The sequence below is a fragment of the Paenibacillus motobuensis genome (assembly GCF_039521865.1).
Lineage (GTDB): Bacteria > Bacillota > Bacilli > Paenibacillales > Paenibacillaceae > Fontibacillus > Fontibacillus motobuensis.
Map to the genome: position 1 here is coordinate 81,002 of NZ_BAAACX010000006.1, position 20,048 is coordinate 101,049.

Annotated in this window: 20 protein-coding genes and 1 riboswitch; of the genes, 14 read left to right on the forward strand and 6 right to left on the reverse strand. The window is 46.7% G+C overall.

The features are described 5' to 3' along the window. Nucleotides 1-15: 15 nt before the first annotated feature. Complete coding sequence (locus tag ABD014_RS04195; protein ID WP_343857851.1) at nucleotides 16-1,761, reverse strand: alpha-glycosidase; 1,746 nt, start codon at nucleotides 1,759-1,761, stop codon at nucleotides 16-18. A 350-nt stretch (nucleotides 1,762-2,111) separates the two neighbouring features. Between ABD014_RS04195 and ABD014_RS04200 the strand changes: the two genes are divergently transcribed. The 5 genes from ABD014_RS04200 (at nucleotide 2,112) to ABD014_RS04220 (ending at nucleotide 6,227) form a co-directional block, all read left to right on the forward strand. Then, nucleotides 2,112-2,930, forward strand: a complete 819-nt coding sequence (locus ABD014_RS04200; protein WP_343857854.1) for a transporter substrate-binding domain-containing protein — start codon at nucleotides 2,112-2,114, stop codon at nucleotides 2,928-2,930. Nucleotides 2,931-3,033: 103 nt separating this feature from the next. Continuing rightward, entirely contained in the window at nucleotides 3,034-3,696 is a 663-nt protein-coding gene (locus tag ABD014_RS04205; RefSeq protein ID WP_343857857.1) for an amino acid ABC transporter permease, read from the forward strand. Continuing rightward, nucleotides 3,683-4,405 carry an amino acid ABC transporter ATP-binding protein gene (locus ABD014_RS04210; RefSeq protein WP_343857860.1) on the forward strand — a complete coding sequence of 241 codons (723 nt, stop codon included), beginning with the start codon at nucleotides 3,683-3,685 and terminating at the stop codon, nucleotides 4,403-4,405. Before ABD014_RS04205 ends, ABD014_RS04210 begins: the two co-directional genes overlap by 14 nt. A gap of 173 nt (nucleotides 4,406-4,578) precedes the next feature. Next, nucleotides 4,579-5,082: a DinB family protein gene (locus ABD014_RS04215; RefSeq protein WP_343857864.1), complete on the forward strand. Its 504-nt coding sequence runs from the start codon at nucleotides 4,579-4,581 to the stop codon at nucleotides 5,080-5,082. 236 nt (nucleotides 5,083-5,318) lie between these two features. Next, nucleotides 5,319-5,533, forward strand: a riboswitch (cyclic di-AMP (ydaO/yuaA leader). Nucleotides 5,534-5,537: 4 nt separating this feature from the next. Then, entirely contained in the window at nucleotides 5,538-6,227 is a 690-nt protein-coding gene (locus ABD014_RS04220; RefSeq protein ID WP_379341055.1) for a 3D domain-containing protein, read from the forward strand. Nucleotides 6,228-6,306: 79 nt separating this feature from the next. On the opposite strand, the gene ABD014_RS04225 is transcribed toward ABD014_RS04220, so the two are convergent. After that, on the reverse strand, nucleotides 6,307-7,116 hold the full coding sequence (locus tag ABD014_RS04225) for a polysaccharide deacetylase family protein (protein ID WP_343857867.1): 810 nt from the start codon (nucleotides 7,114-7,116) through the stop codon (nucleotides 6,307-6,309). 217 nt (nucleotides 7,117-7,333) lie between these two features. Here ABD014_RS04225 and ABD014_RS04230 point away from each other — a divergent pair, with 217 nt between their 5' ends. The 5 genes from ABD014_RS04230 to mobB are packed head-to-tail and all read left to right on the forward strand — an operon-like array spanning nucleotide 7,334 to nucleotide 11,232. Continuing rightward, on the forward strand, nucleotides 7,334-8,029 hold the full coding sequence (locus tag ABD014_RS04230; RefSeq protein ID WP_343857870.1) for a dihydroorotate dehydrogenase electron transfer subunit: 696 nt from the start codon (nucleotides 7,334-7,336) through the stop codon (nucleotides 8,027-8,029). Beyond that, complete coding sequence (locus tag ABD014_RS04235) at nucleotides 8,026-8,958, forward strand: dihydroorotate dehydrogenase (protein WP_343857873.1); 933 nt, start codon at nucleotides 8,026-8,028, stop codon at nucleotides 8,956-8,958. The genes ABD014_RS04230 and ABD014_RS04235 overlap by 4 nt, the downstream gene beginning before the upstream one ends. Nucleotides 8,959-8,992: 34 nt before the next feature. Then, entirely contained in the window at nucleotides 8,993-9,319 is a 327-nt protein-coding gene (gene lpdD, locus ABD014_RS04240) for a prenylated flavin chaperone LpdD (RefSeq protein WP_343857877.1), read from the forward strand. Between the two features lie 20 nt (nucleotides 9,320-9,339). Next, nucleotides 9,340-10,617, forward strand: coding sequence for a molybdopterin molybdotransferase MoeA (locus tag ABD014_RS04245; protein WP_343857880.1), 1,278 nt, complete (start codon nucleotides 9,340-9,342; stop codon nucleotides 10,615-10,617). Nucleotides 10,618-10,620: 3 nt separating this feature from the next. After that, the gene (gene mobB, locus ABD014_RS04250; RefSeq protein ID WP_343857883.1) at nucleotides 10,621-11,232 is read left to right on the forward strand and encodes a molybdopterin-guanine dinucleotide biosynthesis protein B; all 612 of its coding nucleotides are present in this window, start codon (nucleotides 10,621-10,623) and stop codon (nucleotides 11,230-11,232) included. 9 nt (nucleotides 11,233-11,241) lie between these two features. Here the strand turns inward: mobB and xerS are convergent, their stop codons facing one another. The 3 genes from xerS to ABD014_RS04265 form a co-directional block, all read right to left on the reverse strand. Further along, the gene (gene xerS, locus ABD014_RS04255) at nucleotides 11,242-12,321 is read right to left on the reverse strand and encodes a tyrosine recombinase XerS (protein WP_343857886.1); all 1,080 of its coding nucleotides are present in this window, start codon (nucleotides 12,319-12,321) and stop codon (nucleotides 11,242-11,244) included. A 6-nt stretch (nucleotides 12,322-12,327) separates the two neighbouring features. After that, nucleotides 12,328-12,996 carry a spermine/spermidine synthase domain-containing protein gene (locus ABD014_RS04260; RefSeq protein ID WP_343857888.1) on the reverse strand — a complete coding sequence of 223 codons (669 nt, stop codon included), beginning with the start codon at nucleotides 12,994-12,996 and terminating at the stop codon, nucleotides 12,328-12,330. A 274-nt stretch (nucleotides 12,997-13,270) separates the two neighbouring features. Beyond that, nucleotides 13,271-13,681 carry a MarR family winged helix-turn-helix transcriptional regulator gene (locus ABD014_RS04265; protein WP_126998282.1) on the reverse strand — a complete coding sequence of 137 codons (411 nt, stop codon included), beginning with the start codon at nucleotides 13,679-13,681 and terminating at the stop codon, nucleotides 13,271-13,273. Between the two features lie 195 nt (nucleotides 13,682-13,876). On the opposite strand from ABD014_RS04265, the gene ABD014_RS04270 reads away from it, so the two are divergent. The 4 genes from ABD014_RS04270 to ABD014_RS04285 all read left to right on the forward strand — a co-directional run bounded on the left by ABD014_RS04270 (nucleotide 13,877) and on the right by ABD014_RS04285 (nucleotide 19,453). Continuing rightward, the gene (locus tag ABD014_RS04270; RefSeq protein WP_343857893.1) at nucleotides 13,877-15,145 is read left to right on the forward strand and encodes an MFS transporter; all 1,269 of its coding nucleotides are present in this window, start codon (nucleotides 13,877-13,879) and stop codon (nucleotides 15,143-15,145) included. 334 nt (nucleotides 15,146-15,479) lie between these two features. Further along, complete coding sequence (locus ABD014_RS04275; protein ID WP_343857895.1) at nucleotides 15,480-17,141, forward strand: spore germination protein; 1,662 nt, start codon at nucleotides 15,480-15,482, stop codon at nucleotides 17,139-17,141. Nucleotides 17,142-17,163: 22 nt separating this feature from the next. Beyond that, nucleotides 17,164-18,258, forward strand: a complete 1,095-nt coding sequence (locus tag ABD014_RS04280; RefSeq protein WP_343857897.1) for a GerAB/ArcD/ProY family transporter — start codon at nucleotides 17,164-17,166, stop codon at nucleotides 18,256-18,258. Nucleotide 18,259: 1 nt separating this feature from the next. Continuing rightward, a complete protein-coding gene (locus ABD014_RS04285; protein WP_343857900.1) occupies nucleotides 18,260-19,453 on the forward strand; it encodes a Ger(x)C family spore germination protein in 1,194 nt (397 codons plus the stop codon). Nucleotides 19,454-19,583: 130 nt separating this feature from the next. Here the strand turns inward: ABD014_RS04285 and ABD014_RS04290 are convergent, their stop codons facing one another. Further along, entirely contained in the window at nucleotides 19,584-19,784 is a 201-nt protein-coding gene (locus ABD014_RS04290) for a hypothetical protein (RefSeq protein WP_343857903.1), read from the reverse strand. Between the last annotated feature and the right edge of the window lie 264 nt (nucleotides 19,785-20,048).

Here is a 20,048-nt window from a genome sequence, read left to right on the forward strand (position 1 = left end):
CCGGCTAGTTAATGTTCATTTGATGTGTCGGTACAGAATACGGAAGCCATATGGGTCCAGGCTGATGTTCATTGTACCCGAGTCGGGAGCAACTCTCTCGCCAGTTAGGGCATCCTGCCAATCGCTTGTCTGAATCGGATGCGATAGCACGCATGCTTTATCCGTATTATTCATCCAGACTGTGAAGTGCATACTCTGATCCAGTCGCTCATAAATGATGCAGGGATTACCGCTATTGGCCTGCAGAAAGCGGAAGCGCCCCTGTCTAAGCACCACATGCTTCTTGCGCAAGGCAATCATTATTTTATAGAAATCGAGCAGCTCACGGTCTTGCTTCAGAGGGTCCCATTCCATACATTTCCGGCAATCAGGGTCCGAATTCCCCGTCAAGCCGATCTCATCACCATAGAAGATGCAAGGTGTGCCGATATAAGTAAACAAGAAGACGACGCAGAGCTTAAGCTTTCTTTTGTCACTGCCGACCCGGGTCAACAACCGCGGTGTATCATGCGTACAGAGCATATTGAAGATCACTTCGTTCGTCTGCTGCGGATAACGCATAATAAGCGAACCCATCTCATTCGAGAAGTTATAGCCATCCATTTCACCGCAGAAAAACTCAAGCACCTTGTCGGCAAAAGGATAGTTCATGACGGAATCAAATTGATCTCCCAGCAGCCAGTTCAATGAATCGCTCCATACTTCCCCGATAATATATGCCTCCGGATTCACCCTCTTCACGACGTTGCGGAAATCTCGCCAGAAATGGTGATCGATCTCATTAGCGACATCGAGCCGCCAACCATCCAGCTTGATCTCTCTGATCCAATATTCAGCTACACCGAGCAGATATTCCTTCACTTCGGGATTGGCCGTATTGAATTTAGGCATATTCCCGTAGAACCCGAAGGTATCATAGGTGGGAACTCCATCCTTGATCTTCACCGGGAACTCGTTGATATGGAACCAGCCTGTATATTTGGAGTTCTGCCCATGCTTCAGGACATCCTGGAACGGCGGGAAATGCTCGCCACTATGATTGAAGACGGCATCGAGTACAACACGAATACCGCGCTCGTGACAGGCTTCGACGACTTTCTTAAGCAGAGCGTTATCGCCGAAATGAGGGTCGACCTGCCGATAGTCAGTCGTATCGTACTTATGATAGGATGGCGAAGTAAATAAGGGCGTGAAATAAATGGCATTGATCCCTAAATCGACGAGATGATCCAAATGATCCAGCACCCCTTGTAAATCCCCTCCGAAGAAATTATCGAATTTCGGGGGGCTTCCCCAGTTCTCCACAGGCTTCGGGTCATTATCTGGATTCCCGTTAGCGTACCGTTCCGGCATAATCTGATAGAAAACGGCTTCCTTGGCCCATTCCGGGACCTTGAATACGTCGATCTCATGAATATAGGGGAACTCGAAGCATTCTCCCGGCGGGGATGGGGGTTCATGCTGCAAACCCGAATCAAGCATATAAATCGTCTCCGTTCCAGCGACGAGCTTGAAGGCATAGGATAAGCGCCTATAGCGGGGGCGGACATCGATCTCCCAGTAGTCGAACATACGGTCATGAGCCGCTTTCTCCATCTTATATTCCTGATAAGTACCGGCCCAATTATATTTATCCCCGGTCATGGCAATGACCTGTTCGAGGTCATCACGCTTCGTTCTAATCCGCAGATGAATCGTTGAATTATCGTAGGCATAGGCCCATTTGTCTCTTGGAACATGATATAGAGCTTCCAGCAGCATAAGGTTCAACTCCTTTGTCCTATTATGTCCAAGCTCCTTGGAATTGTATAATAGGGATGCAACAAAATTAAGTTGACTTATAAATATTCATTAACGTTTTAACGCGGCACAGCATATGAATGTGATTTTATACACTTAGAAATCGCTTTTCTGGAATAATCAAGGCGAATTATTGTGATATTGTTAACATTATAAGCTCAATTTAATTAACTATAGATAGATTAATATCAAAACTTAGATAAGAATCTGTGAATAAATGATGAAGTATCATATTTTACCTTTGCATATATATGCATTTTGTTTTATAATTGGCCAAGAATCAAAGAAAGCACATGACAGGAGAGAGAGAAATGAAAAAGTGGGGAACATTAGTTATAGCTTTATTGATGGTAACCAGCTTGCTTGCAGCATGCGGACAAAATAAAAACAATGACGGGAGCGCGCAAGGGGCAGGGAGCAATGCCGGAAATTCTGGCAAGAAGGTAATAACACTCGGCACTAGCGCAGACTTCGCTCCATATGAGTTCCATATTAAGAATGATCAAGGACAGGATGAAATCGTTGGCTTTGACATTGAAATCGCTAAGGAAATTGCCAAGGATCTGGGCGCTGAGTTGCAAATCAAGGATTTACAATTCGATTCTCTGATGAATGAATTGAATAGTGGACGGATTGATTTCGCTATTTCCGGTTTGAGTCCAACCGCTGATCGTCAGAAGGAAGTAGATATGTCGAAGATTTACTTTACGGCTACGCAGGCTGTTGTCACTCGTGCCGGAGAAGAAGGCAGCTACAAGACACTGGATACATTAGTAGGCAAGAAGATTGGTGTGCAGAAGGGATCGATTCAGGAGGGGATCGCCCGGACGATCGAGGATGCCAAGATTACTTCTCTAGCGAAAACACAAGATATTATGATGCAGTTAAAAACAGGTCGTATAGACGTAGCTATTATCGAAGGACCTGTGGCTGAAGCATATGTAAGTAATATCGATGGTCTGACCATAGCTGAAGCTCAGCCGGAGGCAGAGGATGACGGATACATCGTCGCTGTAAAGAAGGGCAACAAGGAGCTTCTTGATAAGGTTAATGCTACTTTGACTCGTCTTATGGAAGATGGAAGTATCGATAAGTTTATTGTTGAGGCCAGTGAATTGGCTGAGAAATAGGCGTTGTATCTTTAAGGAATTGCTCTAGAAAATAGCGGAGAAGCTTCGCTATTTTCTGCTTTTTAGCAAGTTTTCTGATGAAATTGGGAGGAATGATCTGGTTATGAAGTTTTTTACGATGTTTTGGGAGTACCGCGATTACTTCTTCACCGGTGTGCAGTATACGCTCTTATTGGCTGCGATCGGTGTCATTTGCGGCTTTATTCTCGGGCTTGTGGTAGCCTTGGTGAGAATGTCGCCCTTGAAAATCGTCCGGTTTATCGGCCACGCTTGGGTGGAGTTCCTGCGCGGAACGCCAATGATGGTACAACTGTTGATTATTCATTATGGCTTCTCGCAATTATTCGGCGTTAACTTTACTCCGATTCAATCGGGTGCGATTACATTGTCCATCAATAGCTCGGCTTATTTGGCGGAAATCTTCCGTGCAGGTATTCAAGGCGTAGACCGCGGACAAGGGGAGGCGGCGCGATCACTCGGGATGTCGCAGGGAATGTCGCTGCGCTTCATCATTATTCCGCAGGCCATTAAATCAGTGCTTCCGGCAATCGGCAATGAATTCATAACGATTATAAAAGAGTCCTCTATTGTCTCCATTATCGGTGTGACCGAGCTGATCTTCCAATCCGGCTCTGTCGTTGGCATTACGTATAACGGGATGACACCTTATCTGATCGTCGCAGTGATTTACTTTATTCTGACATTCACACTATCTCGGGTTTTAGGTGTGTTCGAAAGGAAGTTGAAGGCCAGTGATAACTGTTAAAAATTTGCATAAAAAATTCGGCCATCTCCACATTTTGAAGGGGATTGACCTTGAAATCTCGCAAGGGGAGGTTGTCGTTGTAATCGGTCCGAGCGGATCGGGGAAAAGTACGTTCCTCCGTTGTCTTAACATGCTGGAGACCCCATCTGAAGGAGAGATTCTGTTCGAAGGCGAATCGATTACCGCACGTGGGCATAACATTAATTTGACTCGTCAGAAAATGGGGATGGTGTTCCAGCAGTTCAACCTGTTTCCGCATAAGACGGTACTCGACAACATCACACTTGCGCCTATACGCGTGAAGAAGATGGAGAAGAACAAGGCAGAAGCCGTGGGGATGGATCTGTTGCAGACGGTCGGTCTGCAGGATAAGCGGGATGCCTATCCTTCTCAATTGTCTGGCGGGCAGAAGCAGCGGATTGCGATTGCCAGAGCGTTGGCCATGGAGCCGCATGTGATGCTGTTCGATGAACCGACCTCCGCGCTTGACCCCGAAATGGTCGGAGAGGTGCTCGATGTCATGAAGAAGCTGGCCGACAAAGGAATGACGATGGTGATCGTTACGCATGAAATGGGCTTTGCCCGTGAAGTCGGCGATCGCATCATCTTCATGGATCAAGGTCAAGTACTGGAGCAAGGCTCACCACAGCAGGTATTTGGTTCGCCAAAGGAGCCGCGGACGAAGGAGTTCCTGAGCAAAGTACTCTAACTTTCTTATAACCATATCGATTTGTTTGAACACCGCACGCTGTTTCCAGCGCGCGGTGTTTTTGCTATGAACCATTTTCGTTATTTTTCATCATTTAAGCCGAATTGTTGAGGTGAGACAAGCTTTCCATGCGATATTATTTATAGTATGATTTCCATATAATAGGGAGGGGAGTGGCATTAGTGAAACAACTGATTATCGGAGACGCCCTGCATGAGCTGGCCTCTACACGCCGTATCCTGGCGTGCTTGCCTGAGGAACATATGACATGGAAGCCACATGTAAAATCAATGACATTAGGCGGTCTTGCTACACATATGATCAATCTGCTGAACTGGCAAGTAGCGATTTTTCTTTACCCGGAATTCGATCTATCGACTGTGCCGAATCGGCGCGAGGCAATGACCAACCGTACTGACCTGCTGGAAGAATTCGATGCGAATGTTGCCAAGCTTGAAAAGTTGTTAGATGAGTGCGATGAGAACATGCTAAGCGAGGAATGGACACTTCGTAGCGGTGACAAGATTATTCTGCGCCAGCCACGAGCAAGTGCACTCCGCACCTTCGGATTAAGCCATATGATCCACCACCGCGCACAACTCACGGTATATTTGCGACTGCTTGATATTATGGTTCCGGGTATGTACGGACCATCAGCTGACGAGGAGGACAAATAAACAGGACATGCCGAGAATATAAAGGGGCTTTTCCGAGTAGTAATTACTACTTATAGGGCGGCCCTATTTTCTTTGTCTTTTTCGTGAAAATTGTTACTTTAAGGTGCCACCAACTCAACCTTTATCGCAAATACATTACTCGATTTGTCATTATTAATCTCAAAAAAACTGTGTTATATCAGGCTTTGTACGTAAATGGTAACAATTGCATGAGCTATTGGTTACAAAGTTGTGATATATTCAATGAGCCGAAACTTACTAGAACAAGTGCGGGGGACGAATTAACGAAAGGCCAATTTGAAATTGAGTCTTAGCAGATTGGCTATCTTGGGGTGAAGCGCGACTCGAAAAGTAACAAAACATTAATCTATCAATTGTTACGATTCTCGCATAGGGAAACTTCCTTTTCCCGAATCCGACAACTAACTCCGCAGGCGCAATAAAAGGAGGACAACATGAAGAAACAACATACTTGGACATTCAAGCGTATTATGAAGACGGCATTTATTACCGCTGGATTATTTGGAGCGATGCAATCCGTTCCTGCGCTGGCTGACTCGTTACATACAGCGAAGGAAGGAGATACATTCTATACACTTTCGAAACAGTATGGAGTGCCGATGGACAAGCTGATGACAGCGAATCCGACCATCAAAGCATTAAATATATATGAAGGTCTTAGCATCACAATCCCTGATAATAAGAGCAATACGATGTCTGCTCCGGAAGTTAAGGCTTCTTCTACGGGCAACGCTGCTATTTTGCCAAGGCTTAGCGTATTTGCCGATCAAAAGGTGGTAGAAGCTTGGGGCAAGAGCTTTAATTACTCCAAGACGATTAATGTCAAAGCGACAGCTTATTCTTCAGCTCCAAGCGAGAATGGTGGATATGGAGCGGTAGATTATTATGGCGACCCACTTAAACTTGGAACGATTGCAGTTGACCCGAAAGTCATTCCTCTTGGTACCAAGGTGCTTGTAACTGGACATGATCATGGAGGTCTACCTAAGAAAGCATTTGTAGCGACAGCGACGGATATCGGTGGCGCGATCAAGGGTAACCGGATTGATATTTTCATCCCGGGCAGCACTTCCTTTGTGAATCAATTTGGTTATCAGGATGTTAAGTTATTTGTACTGAAATAGTAGACAAATAGATGAATAGTTCACGAATTGTATAGGGCCGTACCGGACAGAAGTTGTTCCGGTGCGGCCCTGTTACGATTTACATTTTATTTTTCTTAGTTTGAAGCATATCGGCTACATTGACGAATTGATAGCCTTTGGATTTAAGTTGCTCGATTATCTCGGGAAGAGCTTCAATCGTACCGCTCAGGTTGGAGCCCGAGCCGCCTCCGGCATGCTGGAGAACGATCGATCCGGGACCAACCGTCTCAAGCACATTCTTCTTGACCTTGTCTTTGTCGAGACCCTTCCAATCAAGAGAATCAACGTTCCAATTCACGACTCTATAGCTATGCCGCTTTGCCCAACGAACCTGGGCTTCATTAATATCACCGTATGGAGGCCGAATCAGCTTCGGACGATAGCCGACGATATTCTGAATCACCTTCTCGGTCCGCAATATTTCGGACTGGAATTCTTGCATGGAGTGCTTCTTGAATTGATTGTGAGTATAGGAATGGTTGCCGATGATGTGGCCATCAAGGTGAATTTGCCGCACGAGATCAGGATGTTTCTTGGCCCGGCTGCCAACGACGAAAAATGTAGCTTTGATACCTTCACGCTTCAGGATTTTCAGCACTTGTGGCGTGAATCGGGGGTCTGGCACATCGTCGAACGTAAGGGCGACCTGCTTCACCCGGGGACCACGGAATACAAAAGTCTCGGAATACTTACGCTGCAGCTCGGCTAGATTAAGCGGCTTTTCACTGGACTCAGTAGATGTAGGTGCCGTGTCCTCCGTACCCGGTGCACCCGGTGACGACCGTTTGGCTTCAATGCTCCCAGAGCTTGGAAACAACATGAGCAGGATGGTACAGACGATCATCAAGTGTTTGAGTTTTGTGGACATAGCATTACCTCTTCTCCAAAATATATGTCATGATCTGGTATGCCCATAATCATTGAAAAATATGAGGAAATGGTTAATTTTCAGGGTAAGCGCTTCACTCAGGTTACAAAGAGCATTGAAGTGATGTTTGTCACAGACTGATTGATAAGAAAAATTGCATCTTTAGATGAAGTGCATAAAATCAAGCAGGCGTCTATAAGAAAGGGGACTGAACAATTTGACGGAAGTCATATCCAATGAGGAAGTAGCACCAGGAGTTTTTCGTCTGGCCGTTGCCGGTCAATTCGCCGGGATAATGGGCCAGTTCTATATGATACGCGCATGGGACAATTATCCGCTGCTGTCCAGGCCGCTGAGTATTTTCGATATTACGCCTGAACGGATTGAATTTCTTTATTTAGTCGTCGGTGAGGGAACGACCGTGTTCTCAAAGTTGAAGCAAGGAGATCAAGTGAAGCTGGAAGGTCCATTCGGAAATGGATTTGAAGCTCCGGAAGGCAAGACGGCATTTGTTGGCGGGGGAATCGGGATTGCCCCGTTTTATTATGCCCTGCGCCAGGTTCCGAATGCCGATGTGTATCTCGGCTTTAGCCGCGAGCCTTACATGGTAGAAGAATTCCGCGCGGCTTCGGCTGGACAGACACATGTCAATGTGGGCGGTGTGATTCTCGATGATCTCGATTTTGAAGACTATGATACGATCATTGCCTGCGGACCGCATCCGATGCTGCACGCTGTACAGCGCAAGCAACAAGCATCATCCGGACGCGCTAAAGTATATGTATCGCTTGAGAACCGGATGGCTTGCGGGGTTGGCGCCTGTCTGGTATGCAGTGTGAAATGTAAAGACAAACGGAAGAAGGCATGTACGGATGGTCCTGTATTTCCGGCAGAGGAGGTCGTATTCGAATGATCGATTTGTCATGTTCTTTCGGTAAGCTTACTTTTAAGAATCCCATTGTCATGGCCTCCGGTACTTTCGGATTTGGACAGGAATATGGAGCTATTTATGATATTAATCGCCTTGGGGGAATTTCCGGGAAAGGGCTGACTCTGCATCCGAAGGCCGGCAATGACGGAATAAGAGTCTATGAGACACCGTCCGGATTGTTGAACAGTGTCGGCCTGGAGAATCCGGGAGTCGAAGCCTTCCTACGTGAAGAGTGTCAGCGCTGGGAGCAGCTCGATCTGGTCCGCATCGTGAATCTGGGCGGGAATACGATCCAGGATTATGTGGAGGGAGCTGAACTGATCGAAGCGGATGCGAAGCGAAGGGAGTTTGCGGGTAATCCGGCTGTCGACATGATCGAACTCAACATTTCCTGTCCAAATGTTAAAGCGGGTGGGATGGCTTATGGCATCCAGACAGAGACGGCACGTGAGGTTGTCAGGAAGGTACGTGCTGCGACCTCGCTGCCGCTCGTCATCAAATTGTCCCCGAACGCGGAGGACATTGTCGGCATGGCAGTCATGTGTGAGCAGGAAGGGGCCGATGGTGTATCACTCGTGAATACTTTCTCGGCGATGAAGATCGATATATACAAACGCCGCAGCGTGTTCAACAATCTCTATGCCGGCTTATCCGGTCCTGCGATCAAGCCGATCGCTCTGCGCATGGTGCATCAGGTGAGCAAGGCTGTATCGATCCCAGTGATGGGAATGGGCGGAATTTGCAACGGAACAGATATTATCGAATTTATTATGGCCGGTGCGGCGGTTACGCAGGTTGGAACCTATAACTTCATGAATTTGCGGGCTGGAGAGGATTTGCTTGATCAAGTGGAGCAATTCATGATCGCTGAGAACATTTCCACCTTGGACGAAATCCGCGGCATCCTATAAAATGGGGGAAGGATGTTCATAGGAGGCTGGAAGAATGGCGTTTGAAGATATTAAATTGCAGGCTGTTCCCATGGGGCGGGATTTAGCGATCTTGGTTACCGGTGGAGTCGAACATATAGGGGCTGCTTCAACGGCTTATTGGAATGGTGAAAATATAGAGGTTGAGACCTCCGCAGTGCCGGGGCATAAGGAACATGTCTTGACTGTCAATATGGCCCGAGAGGCAGCCCGGAGACTGAAATGTACCGTGACCGTCGTCATGGGCATTCATTATGATCACTTAAGCAAGGCTGAAATTGCCGAAGTGTCGGATCGCACGGAAGCTGTGTTGGGCGAATATCTCAGCTCCTGTTCCGAATAGGAAGGAAGGGGAGAAGAGACATGAATAACACAGCATTAACAAACGAAGATAAATTCCGTCGCCAGGCCGTAGCCGTCGAAGCGGCCCAAGCCCGTATTATGCCATTCGTCGTTCCGAGCGGAACAGAGCAAGTGAAGCTTGCTGAATCGATGGGAAGGATTCTGGCAGAGGATGTAGTTGCACCGCATCCATATCCGTTCTTCCGCCGTTCAGGCATGGACGGCTATGCGGTCAAGAGCAGCGACACAGAGTATTGTCATGCGGAAGAGCCAGTTCTGCTGCAAGTGGTGGATAACATCCCTTGCGGCAGTCTCCCTTCCGTTCCGATTGTTCCTGGCACAGCGGCGCGGATTATGACTGGTGCGAAGGTACCTGATGAAGCTGATGCGGTTGTTATGCTAGAGATGACAGAGCCTGAGATTCAGGATGGACGAACTTATATTAAGCTAAAACGGCCGATTTCGTCAGGTCTAAATATTACTCCGGTCGGCTACGAAATTTCCGCAGGGGACAGGCTTCTAGAAAAAGGACGCAAGCTCTCGGCTGGGGAGATCTCTGTACTAGCTACCTTCGGTCTGGCCTCGGTTCCTGTGATGAAGCGTCCACGGGTTGCTGTTCTCTCTACCGGTTCTGAGCTGCTAGAGGTGGATGAGCCGCTACAGGATGGCAAGATCCGCAATAGCAATACCTATATGCTGGCGAGTCAGATCATTGAAGCGGGAGGGGACCCTCATCTGCTTGAAGCGATTCCCGATCATTTGGACAAGGCCCGGTGGATCATCGAGCAGGCTTTGACCGACTATGATGTTGTGATAACGACCGGTGGAGTGTCCGTCGGCGATTATGACATTATGGCTGATCTGGTTAAAGGGCCGGATGTAGAAATGCTGTTCAACAAAGTGACGATGCGTCCGGGCAGTGTGACGACAGCGGCAGTTAAGAACGGGAAGCTGCTATTCGCGCTTTCTGGTAATCCAGGCGCTTGCTTCGTCGGCTTTGAGCTATTTGTACGCCCGTTACTTGGCGGGATGCTTGGCCGAGAGAAGCCATTTCTTGCGGAGATCCGCGCTGAGCTGGGTAGCGATTATATGAAAATTAACAACTTCACTCGGTTCGTAAGAGGACGGTTGGATCTTTCCAACGGGAAGGTTATCGCTTATCCGGCCGTACTTGATGAATCGTCTGTAATGGTCACGATCAAGGACAGCGATGTGCTGATTGTTATACCGCCAACGACAACCGGGATTCAGGCTGGACAGCCGGTTAAGGTACTGAAGCTGCCTGGCGGGGGATGGTGAAGCATGAATAAGCCGCCCGTCATCCAAATCGTCGGTTATAAGGACAGTGGGAAGACGACGCTGATCGGCAGACTGCTGCCCTTGTTCAGCGGTATGAATTTGCGAGTAGCGATGATTAAGCATGATGCTCATGGCTTTGAGATCGATCATAGCGGGACGGATACGTACGCTTATCGCCAACATGGTGCAGTGGCAATCGCGATCACTTCTCCTTACCGGACGGCGTTGATAGAAGAACAGGAGACACCATTAAAGGAATTAATCGAGCGCTTCGGTGGTTACGATCTAATCCTGGTGGAGGGGTATAAGCAAGAAGCATATCCTAAGATTGTGATGCTTCGCAGCGGAGAGGATCGGATACTGCTGCAGGAACTGAATCAGGTGAAGGCCTGTGTTGTGAGGGAAACAGAGACGGTAGAGAATGGAAAAGCGGCGAATGAAATCCTCCAGACCGAAAGAGCGGAGCACAGTCCTGCGCAATCGGCAGGGGCTGGACAAGCCTTGTTAGAAGGAGATTTCACCGCCGCACCTGTCGTTCATTTTAGAGCAGATGAGATCGAGAAGATAGCTGCCTGGATTCTAAGCGAAGCGGGGCTATCGCCCCTTGCTAAATAAGACGGTGAACTACTCTGCACGTCGCTCGATCGCCTCGGACATCGTCTTGTCGGTCAAGTGTGCATATACCTCGGTCGTCTCGGTCGAGGCGTGGCCAAGCTGCTCCTTCGTCTTATATATGTCATTTTGCAAATAGTAATCGGTAGCAAACGAATGGCGAAGCTTATGTACAGTCAGATAAGGCTTGCCAAAGCGTTTGGCATACTTGATAATCATCGCTTGAATGGCTCTCTTCGTCATTCGCTTGCCTTCGGTTTGACCGTTGGGCAGAGCGACGAAGAGGGCTTTTTCCCGTTTCGGGGTCCGATATCTTGTCTCTCGTAACGTCAAGTAATGGACGAGGTCGTCTTTAGACTGCTCACGGAAATAGACCGGGGTCTTGAAGGTCTCGTCATTATTCCCTTTGCGGTATACATAGAGCAATTTATTGTTCAGATCAAGATCATTCACATTCAGATTAACGACCTCGGACACCCGAAGTCCGGAATTTAGAATGAGGCTGGCAATACAGGCATCACGTTCTTTATTATGCTCATGGGCATAGAGCGCCTGTTTATTATTTTCGATGTCATGTCCATATCCTTCCGCAATGTAGCTAATGAATTCGATGAGCTCATCCTCTTCAAGAATTTTACCCTTCAGCTTGGCAGCGGTATCCTTCGGTTTATGGATTCGTTTTATCTCTACCTTGGCCATAATATTACGCTTTAGTAACGGGTAGAAGTCCTCATCCTCGGCGATTTGACTTAGATAATGAAATAGAGAGCGGAGGGAGGACATTTTGCGCGAGACTGTGATCTTGGAGTTCGTACCCTCTGTTCGAGTCGTTAAATGAAGACGATACCCAACGACGCTCTCCATTCGCAAGGTTTCTAGCTCCAGCAGAGTGACCCCGGCGTTATTTTCAGCTGCAGATAATCCTTCGGCACGAAGCCAGCCAAAAAATTGTTCGTAATCTCTTATATACTCCAGCAGAGTGGAGGGGGAGAGATCCGGCAGCTTATAATCGATGAATTGCTGTACGAACCAAGGCATGTAAACTACCCGTTCGTCCAACTTCTTGCGATCGATCACTTTTTGTACATTCATTTGTAATTACACCTCCAGCTTGCGTGAGAGAAATATGTAATCCGGTTCCCCGCGGGACTGCTCAACCGGAAGCACCTCGACATTGCCAAAATATTGCTTCATTCGCTCCGCAAATTCAGGAGAAGCAGTGGCGCTCCAGAAGGTGATGCAGCCACCGGGCTGAAGCAGCTTATGCAGTTTACAGAAGCTATTCTCGTGGTAAAGGGAATGATTCTGCTCGAACACTTTCCAATCCGGGCCGTTGTCAATGTCTAGACAGATCAGATCGAATTGCTCATCTATCGCTTCAATCCACTCGATGAGGTCTGTGTGAATGATTCTGGTCTTGGGGTGCTCCAATGCCCGATCAGACACATTCGCCAGTTCCATCTCATTCCACGCAATAATCTTCTGCTCGATTTCTACGACGGTAACTTGTTCTACACGAGGGTCAAGCAGGGCCTCCTGTAGGGAGAACCCGACGCCAAGTCCGCCAATCAATACATGATGAGGCTGTGAGACATATTGTAAAGCACTGCGCACAAGCAGGCGTTCTGATTCTCCATTGTAGGTTGCCATGAGAAATGTGCCATTGCTGATGATTTCGTAATCATTTCCCCTACGTTGAAGCTGGATTTCGCCTCGGGGTGTCATGGCCCGCTCGATAATCTCCGCAGGATAGTCGCTATAGTTCATAAGAGCGCATCTCCTTTGCTAAAAAGTATGGTGATGGTGATCAGAATCAGCCGTTATAGCTCTTTAGAGCCTATATACTATTGTACACGATTGCGGCTCGAAAATATCAACAAATCTCATTTATTATAAAATTACATTATATGAAAAATTCATAATAGAAAGACCTAAAAACGAACCTTGTTCCTTCTAGCAATAATGCAAATTTTATATAAGTTTAGCTCTAATACCAATCGTAAAAAAATGCAGTTGCAAATCCAGAAGAGAAAAAGCTCTTTCAATTAAAGGTTCGGTTGAGCTTTTGCAAAAGAGCGCCGAATTGCTCTGCTTCTTCATTGCTCCAATCCTTCAGTAGATTACCGATCCGTTCCTGCCGCGCAGTTCTTGCTTCTTGAAATTTCTGCTGCCCTAATTCGGTGACCTCCAGAAAATAAGCTCTACCATCTGACGGATCAGGAGTGCGTAATACATAGCCTTTTTCCTCTAACGAAGATACCTGTCTGCTGACGGTCGATATATCGAGATGGAACTCATCTGCCAAAGTCTTCACCCCGGCCTTGCCATGGGCCATAATTTGATGAATTAAGATATAGGCTGAACGGTCAAGCACCTCGTGCTTACGGTTAGTAATTCTGCGATATAGGATTGCAAGCTCAAGCTCAATCTTATCGAGATTATGATTGTTCACTTCGACTCACCTCAAATAATTATACAAGCTGTAGTATGTCCACCAATTAATACTAACACATTGAGCAGTGCAATATAAATTCAAAGCAAGTTGATCGAAATTGTATTGACAACAACCCAGGTAGTTGTATAATACAATGATGTAGTTGTATAATGCAATTATATTTTATGGGAAACAGTAGGAGGGAAATGATGCATGTCTTCAAAACCAGCGGCACTACCTGCCGAATCAAGTCTATTGGAGCCGGAACAGACAGCAACGAGTTTGCTTAAGCAGCCGAGAGCGGTATGGGCCGTATTCTTCGCCAGTATCGTTGCCTTCATGGGTCTGGGTCTGGTCGATCCGATTCTGCCTGCGATTGCAAGAAATTTACATGCCAGCAGCAGTGAGGTATCCTTGCTGTTCACTAGCTATAACGCGGTAATGGCGATTGCCATGCTGATTACCGGTGTAATTTCTTCAAGACTAGGAATTAAAAGAACTTTGTTGCTCGGCATCGTTATTATTGCGATATTCTCATTTTTAGGCGGCTATTTCGATAATATATGGGTGATTATCGGTATGCGTGGAGGCTGGGGCCTCGGTAACGCGCTGTTCGTAGCTACCGCATTGTCAGCGATTGTTACTCTCTCCGGCAGCGGAACAACGCAAGCGGTCATTTTGTATGAAGCTGCGGTCGGATTAGGGATTTCTGTCGGTCCACTGCTGGGCGGATGGCTGGGAGCGATCAGTTGGAAAGGACCTTTCTTCGGCGTAGCTTCACTAATGGTTGTAGCGTTTATCGGCCTTAGTGTACTTATGCCTCGGTCTAAGGCTCCCGCTTCTGAAGCCGGAAAGTCTGGAACACCGTCTAAAACCTCAATTTCAGCACCCTTCCGTGCTTTGAAGCATCGATCTTTGCTTGTCCTCGGCTTGACTGCCTGCTTCTACAATTTTGGATTTTTCACACTTATGGCTTATGCGCCTCTAGTGCTAGGTGAGATGGGAGTTGATGAGCATGGCCTCGGCTATATCTTTCTAGGCTGGGGAATTCTGCTGGCGATCACATCCGTGTTCGTGGCCCCCATTTTGAAGGAAAAATTCGGTACCGTTAAGTCGATGAGTGCGATGCTGTTCTTGTTCTCTCTCTGCCTGCTTGCAATGGGGATATGGACAGATTCCAAGCTAGCTATCATTATCTCCGTAGTTGTTGCTGGTGCGTTGTTGGGGAACAATAACACACTGATTACAGCTGCTGTAATGAATGCAGCTCCGGTTGAGCGCTCTACAGCTTCGGCTGCTTATAGCTTCCTGCGTTTTATCGGCGGCGCGATTGCTCCATATTTGGCGGGGAAATTAGGCGAGAACTTCAATTCGCATGTGCCATTTTTCGTGGGAGCTGCATTTGTACTCATTGCTGTCTTGTTCGTATTCATGAATCAGCACCATGTTAAGCATGTAGATGATGCTCCAAGCGGACATTAATAGATATAGCTGCTTCTGCGGGATTAAATTTTGCATCCTATCTAATCAATACTCTGGAACGATGGATCACCGACTGGATCCGTTCCAGGGTATTTTCATTTTATAGCACAGCACCTTCTCGACACAAGATCCTGGTCTATATGGTCTATATACATGAAGTTCATGGTAATACAACAAGCGCTTATTTGCTGCGGATATTTACCCGCCAGATAAGCGCTTTTTCTTATGGATAGCCCTTTTGCATGATTTGGACAGTTCTGGAAAGACTACATGTTGCGAATGTTACGTCGGATTTCGGTAATCTCATGGCTTTGGAGCCGTTAGGATGATGAATATGTGGAAATTTATAGTATCTCATTTTCCGGGCTGGGACGTTATTTTTCAAGCGATCATATTATTAGTTCTGCCTGTGGTCTTCTATTTTCTGTCTAATTGGGTGAAATCCAGATTGAGCAGTCGGAGCTCTGCAAAGAGCAGGGGGGCTAGTACGTCGGGAGCCATGAGTAACAGCGACGATGAAGAGTTTGCCGACGAACAGCCGATGACGGGGAACTATGACCATGATCTCTCGGTGCTTAAGCAGCAATCCGCCAATCATTGCGATATTCATATCAGAGAGTTCACCTTCAGAGAAAAGAATAAGGCCGCTCTTCTATATGTAGATGGTCTTTATGATAAAGATCTAGTGGATAAACAGGTACTGGAGATTTTGATGAATGATCTTGTCGATGGAAACCATGTCCCTATTACGAAGGATATTCTGTTGAACCAGATCCTTTCGATCAGCCAAGTCAGCAATACCCAACAGCTGAATCAAATCATTCCAAGTATATTAACCGGTTCTGTGGCGCTATTGGTTGAAGGCATGAAGGATGTTGTGTTTATGAACGGATCTGCTGGAAAAAGCAGGGCTATTGAGGAACCGGTATCCGAAGGTCTATTACGTGGTCCGCGCACTGGATTTACAGAAACCCTAAGTGAGAATACTGCCTTGCTGAGGCGTCACGGCAGAGACGAGAGCCTGCAGATGACCAAGTTCAAGGTTGGAGCACGTGCCCAAAAGGACCTGATCATCGCCTATATGAGAGATATCGCTAATCCCGAGCTGGTCAATGAGGTTATCCGCCGTATTGAAGCAATTGACATGGATTATTTGGCGGAGTCAGGTTATGTGGAGCAATTGATCGAGGACAATAGCATGAGCCCGTTCCAACAAGTCCAGAGTACCGAACGTCCGGACCGGGTCATCGGTGCTTTAATGGAGGGTCGAGTGGCCATTTTACTTGACGGGACCCCATTTGTGCTTATTGTCCCTGTTACCTTCAGTATGCTGCTCCAGTCTCCGGAAGATTATTATGAGCGATGGATACCGGCTTCATTGCTGCGGATACTGCGGTTCTTTACCGCCTTTTTGGCTGTATTTACTCCTGCTATATACATCTCGTTCATTTCATTTAATCAGGGGCTAATTCCTACCGAATTAGTGGTTACAATTATAGAGTCCAGACTGAGCGTTCCGTTCCCTTCGATTATCGAAGCGCTTCTTATGGAAATCTCGATTGAAATTCTTAGAGAAGCCGGTATTCGTCTTCCTAAGCCTATCGGTCCCGCTATGGGCATCGTTGGAGGTCTGATTATCGGTGATGCTGCGGTAAATGCAGGAATTATCAGTCCTTTCCTGGTTATTGTTGTGGCGGTAACTGCCATTTCATCATTCGCTATACCGTCCTACAGTGCGGGAATTACATTACGGATGCTGCGGTTTCTTGCGATGTTCTTCGCTGCTATCCTTGGTCTATTTGGAACTGTAATGTTCTTCATACTGGTCTGCAGCCATCTGGCGAAGCTGAAGAGCTTCGGCGTAGCATTTATTAGTCCGTTGTCTCCTTACCGATGGAATGATTGGAAGGACTTCATTGTCCGCGTGCCATTCAAGCTGATGAACCGGCGCCCCATTCTGATGAAGACGAAGGATTCCAGCCGTAGAAATAAATGAGGGCGTGATCGAGGAGGATTCTATGTTAACCGAAGATAAGAAAATCACGACTTCACAGACTGCAGTTATCATCAGCAATTGCATGCTTGGCTCTGGAATTCTCACCTTACCTAGAGTACTTGCTGATAGTATGAAAAATTCTGATGGCTGGATGTCATTGATTATAGGTAGTTTTTTGGTTACGCTGGCCGGATTGTCTATTGTTAAATTATGCCGACGATTTCCCGGAAGGACAATCTTCCAATTTTCTGTTGATCTTTTGGGGAAGTGGCTGGGGAGCGTGTTCAATGTTGTAATTGCCGTTTTTTATATCTTCATAGCAGCATTTGAATTGAGAGTGATGTTTGAAGTGACGACACTCTATCTGCTTGAGGAGGTTCCCAGGTGGACGATCCTGATGGCTTTTATTTGGGTTGGATTATACTTAGTCCTGGGAGGGCTTGGGGCGATAGCCCGATTGTTCGAGATTATATTACCCATTACGATCGTGGTATTTGTTTTTTCTTTGCTGCTGAGCAGTAAAATTTTTGAAATAGATAATTTGCTCCCTGTGCTAGGTGACGGAGTTTTCCCAGTACTGAAGGGCGTGGGTTCAACCGTGCTCGTCTTCCTAGGACATGAGCTCATGTTCATCCTTACACCAGCAATGCAGCAACCTGAGAAGGCTGGGAAGGCGGTTGTTATGGGGATCACGGTCCCTTTATTCCTGAATCTGATCGCGTTTATTATGGTGATCGGTGGAATGAGTGTGTATGGGGCTACCAGCAGTACCTGGCCAACCGTGGATTTACTACGTAGCTTCGAGATTAAGGGGCTTTTCTTTGAGAGATTTGATTTTTTTCTGCTTGTGATCTGGATCATGCAAATTCTAACAACCTTCTCTATTATGCAATATACATCTTCTCTCGGGTTTGCGCAGACGTTTAGAATCAGTAATAAGCCGATCCTATACTTCTCGATGCCTCTTATATTTATTATCGCTTCGGTTCCCCGAGACGTGAATGAGCTCTTCAGTTTTAGTCATCTGTTTGGAGATATCGGGGTTTCATTGTTCATGATTCTGCCTCCTATAATGCTGTTGTATGCCGTTATCTTCAAAAAGGGCGGTGTAAGGTAATATGAGTCGAATGAAGCGGTGTGTATTGGTTATTTTCTTGATTCTGATGCTGTTGAACCTCACTGGTTGCTGGGGAATCAAAGAAATCGAGGACCAGACGGTGCTTGTGGGGATTGGAATGGATGTGGGCAATCCATCAAGTGAGGAGAAACAACTGGCTGAAAATGGAAATTACTATCCAAAGAAGAATCGGGTTACACTTACATTTCAAATCATCCCTTTTGAAATGAGGCAAAGTTCTGGAAAAGGGGATAAATCAAGTAGTGAGCTGTATTCGAACATTCAGGAAACCGGAGACTCCATGTTCCAGATGCTTCGTAAGATGGCAACCCGGAGATCCAAGCCGATAATGGGCCATCATGTCAAAGTGATTGTCATATCACAAGAGCTTGCAAAGCGTGTTGAAATTGACAAGCTGTTGAAGTTCGTACTTAGGGATAACGATATTAGACCGAGCTGCCTTGTATTAATGAGTGAGAGCAAAGCGAGCGACACCCTCGTCAGTAACAACTCTGGAGAAATCCCGTCCTTGGAGCTTACGGGCCTGGCTGAGAATGCGAGCAAAGCCAGCAATGTACTGCCTCCTAAAAGTCTCACCAAGCTGGACGGAATTATTAATTCCGGGCATAGCTTCACCCTGCAAAATCTCTCCAGCTCAAGCGATGAGGTAGCTGTTGCCGGGGCATCCATCATTAAGGGGAAGAGCAAGAAATGGATCGGGTCCTTATCCATTCGAGAGGTTCTAGCATTGTCCTGGATTCGAGGAACGGTTAAAGGCGGGGTGATTAAAACCTATGATAAGCATGGGAATGTTCTTACTTACGAAGTCATCTCCGCCAAGTCAAGTGTTAAGTCCAGGGTTAACGGGGACGACATCTCTTTCCATGTAAATATCAGGACGAAAGGAAGACTTATTGAGAACTGGGATACGAAGGAGCCAGCCGGTAATGAAGAATTCATTAAAGAAGCGGAAGGTTACTTCGAGCAGGAGCTGAACAAAATGATATCGGAACTGATCCATAAAATGCGTGATGTATATCAGGTCGATGTTGGAAAGTTCGGGGATCATCTTCGTATCCAGCATCCCAAGGTTTGGAGGAAGGTTGAACAGGATTGGGACAATGTCTTTAGTAAGTCAGAAGTGACGTATACCGTAGATTTGATTATTGAAGATACAGGCTCTTCCGTCAAATAATTTTCTATAAAGTAGGGACAGATGAAATAAAAAAATAAAATAATGGTTGACTAAAATTTAAATTTGTGAATATAATATGATCAAGTTTTTGAAAAGATTGGCTATGAAGAGGAGCAGGTCATACGGGCGCTTATGTCCAGAGAGCGGTGTAGTTGCTGAAATCACCGTCATAATCCCGAGTACCGACTCGCCTCTGAGCTGCTGTCTTGAACCGCTGATCAGCGATAGGGATGGCCGGTCTGCACCCGTTAACGTGCGCAGATAGCGAATATTTTTCGCTCTGCCTAAGACTGTACATTGAGAGATGTGCAGTGAAGCTGGGTGGTACCACGGAAGTTAACCCCTTTCGTCCCATGGCGCATTTCATGCGCGGGATGAGAGGGTTTTTTTGGTTCATATTGAATATATGGAATGGCTAAGATAAGGATCAGATACGACGGATTATGCCCAGAGAACGGCGAGCAAGCTGAAATCGCCGCCTTAATCAGCGTATCAACTCGCCTTGGAGCCGTATCTCCGAACGCTGCTGCATATAGCAGATGAAAGTCATTAAGAGATGCCGGGTTTTGCCCGTTATTGCATTAGGATCTGACCA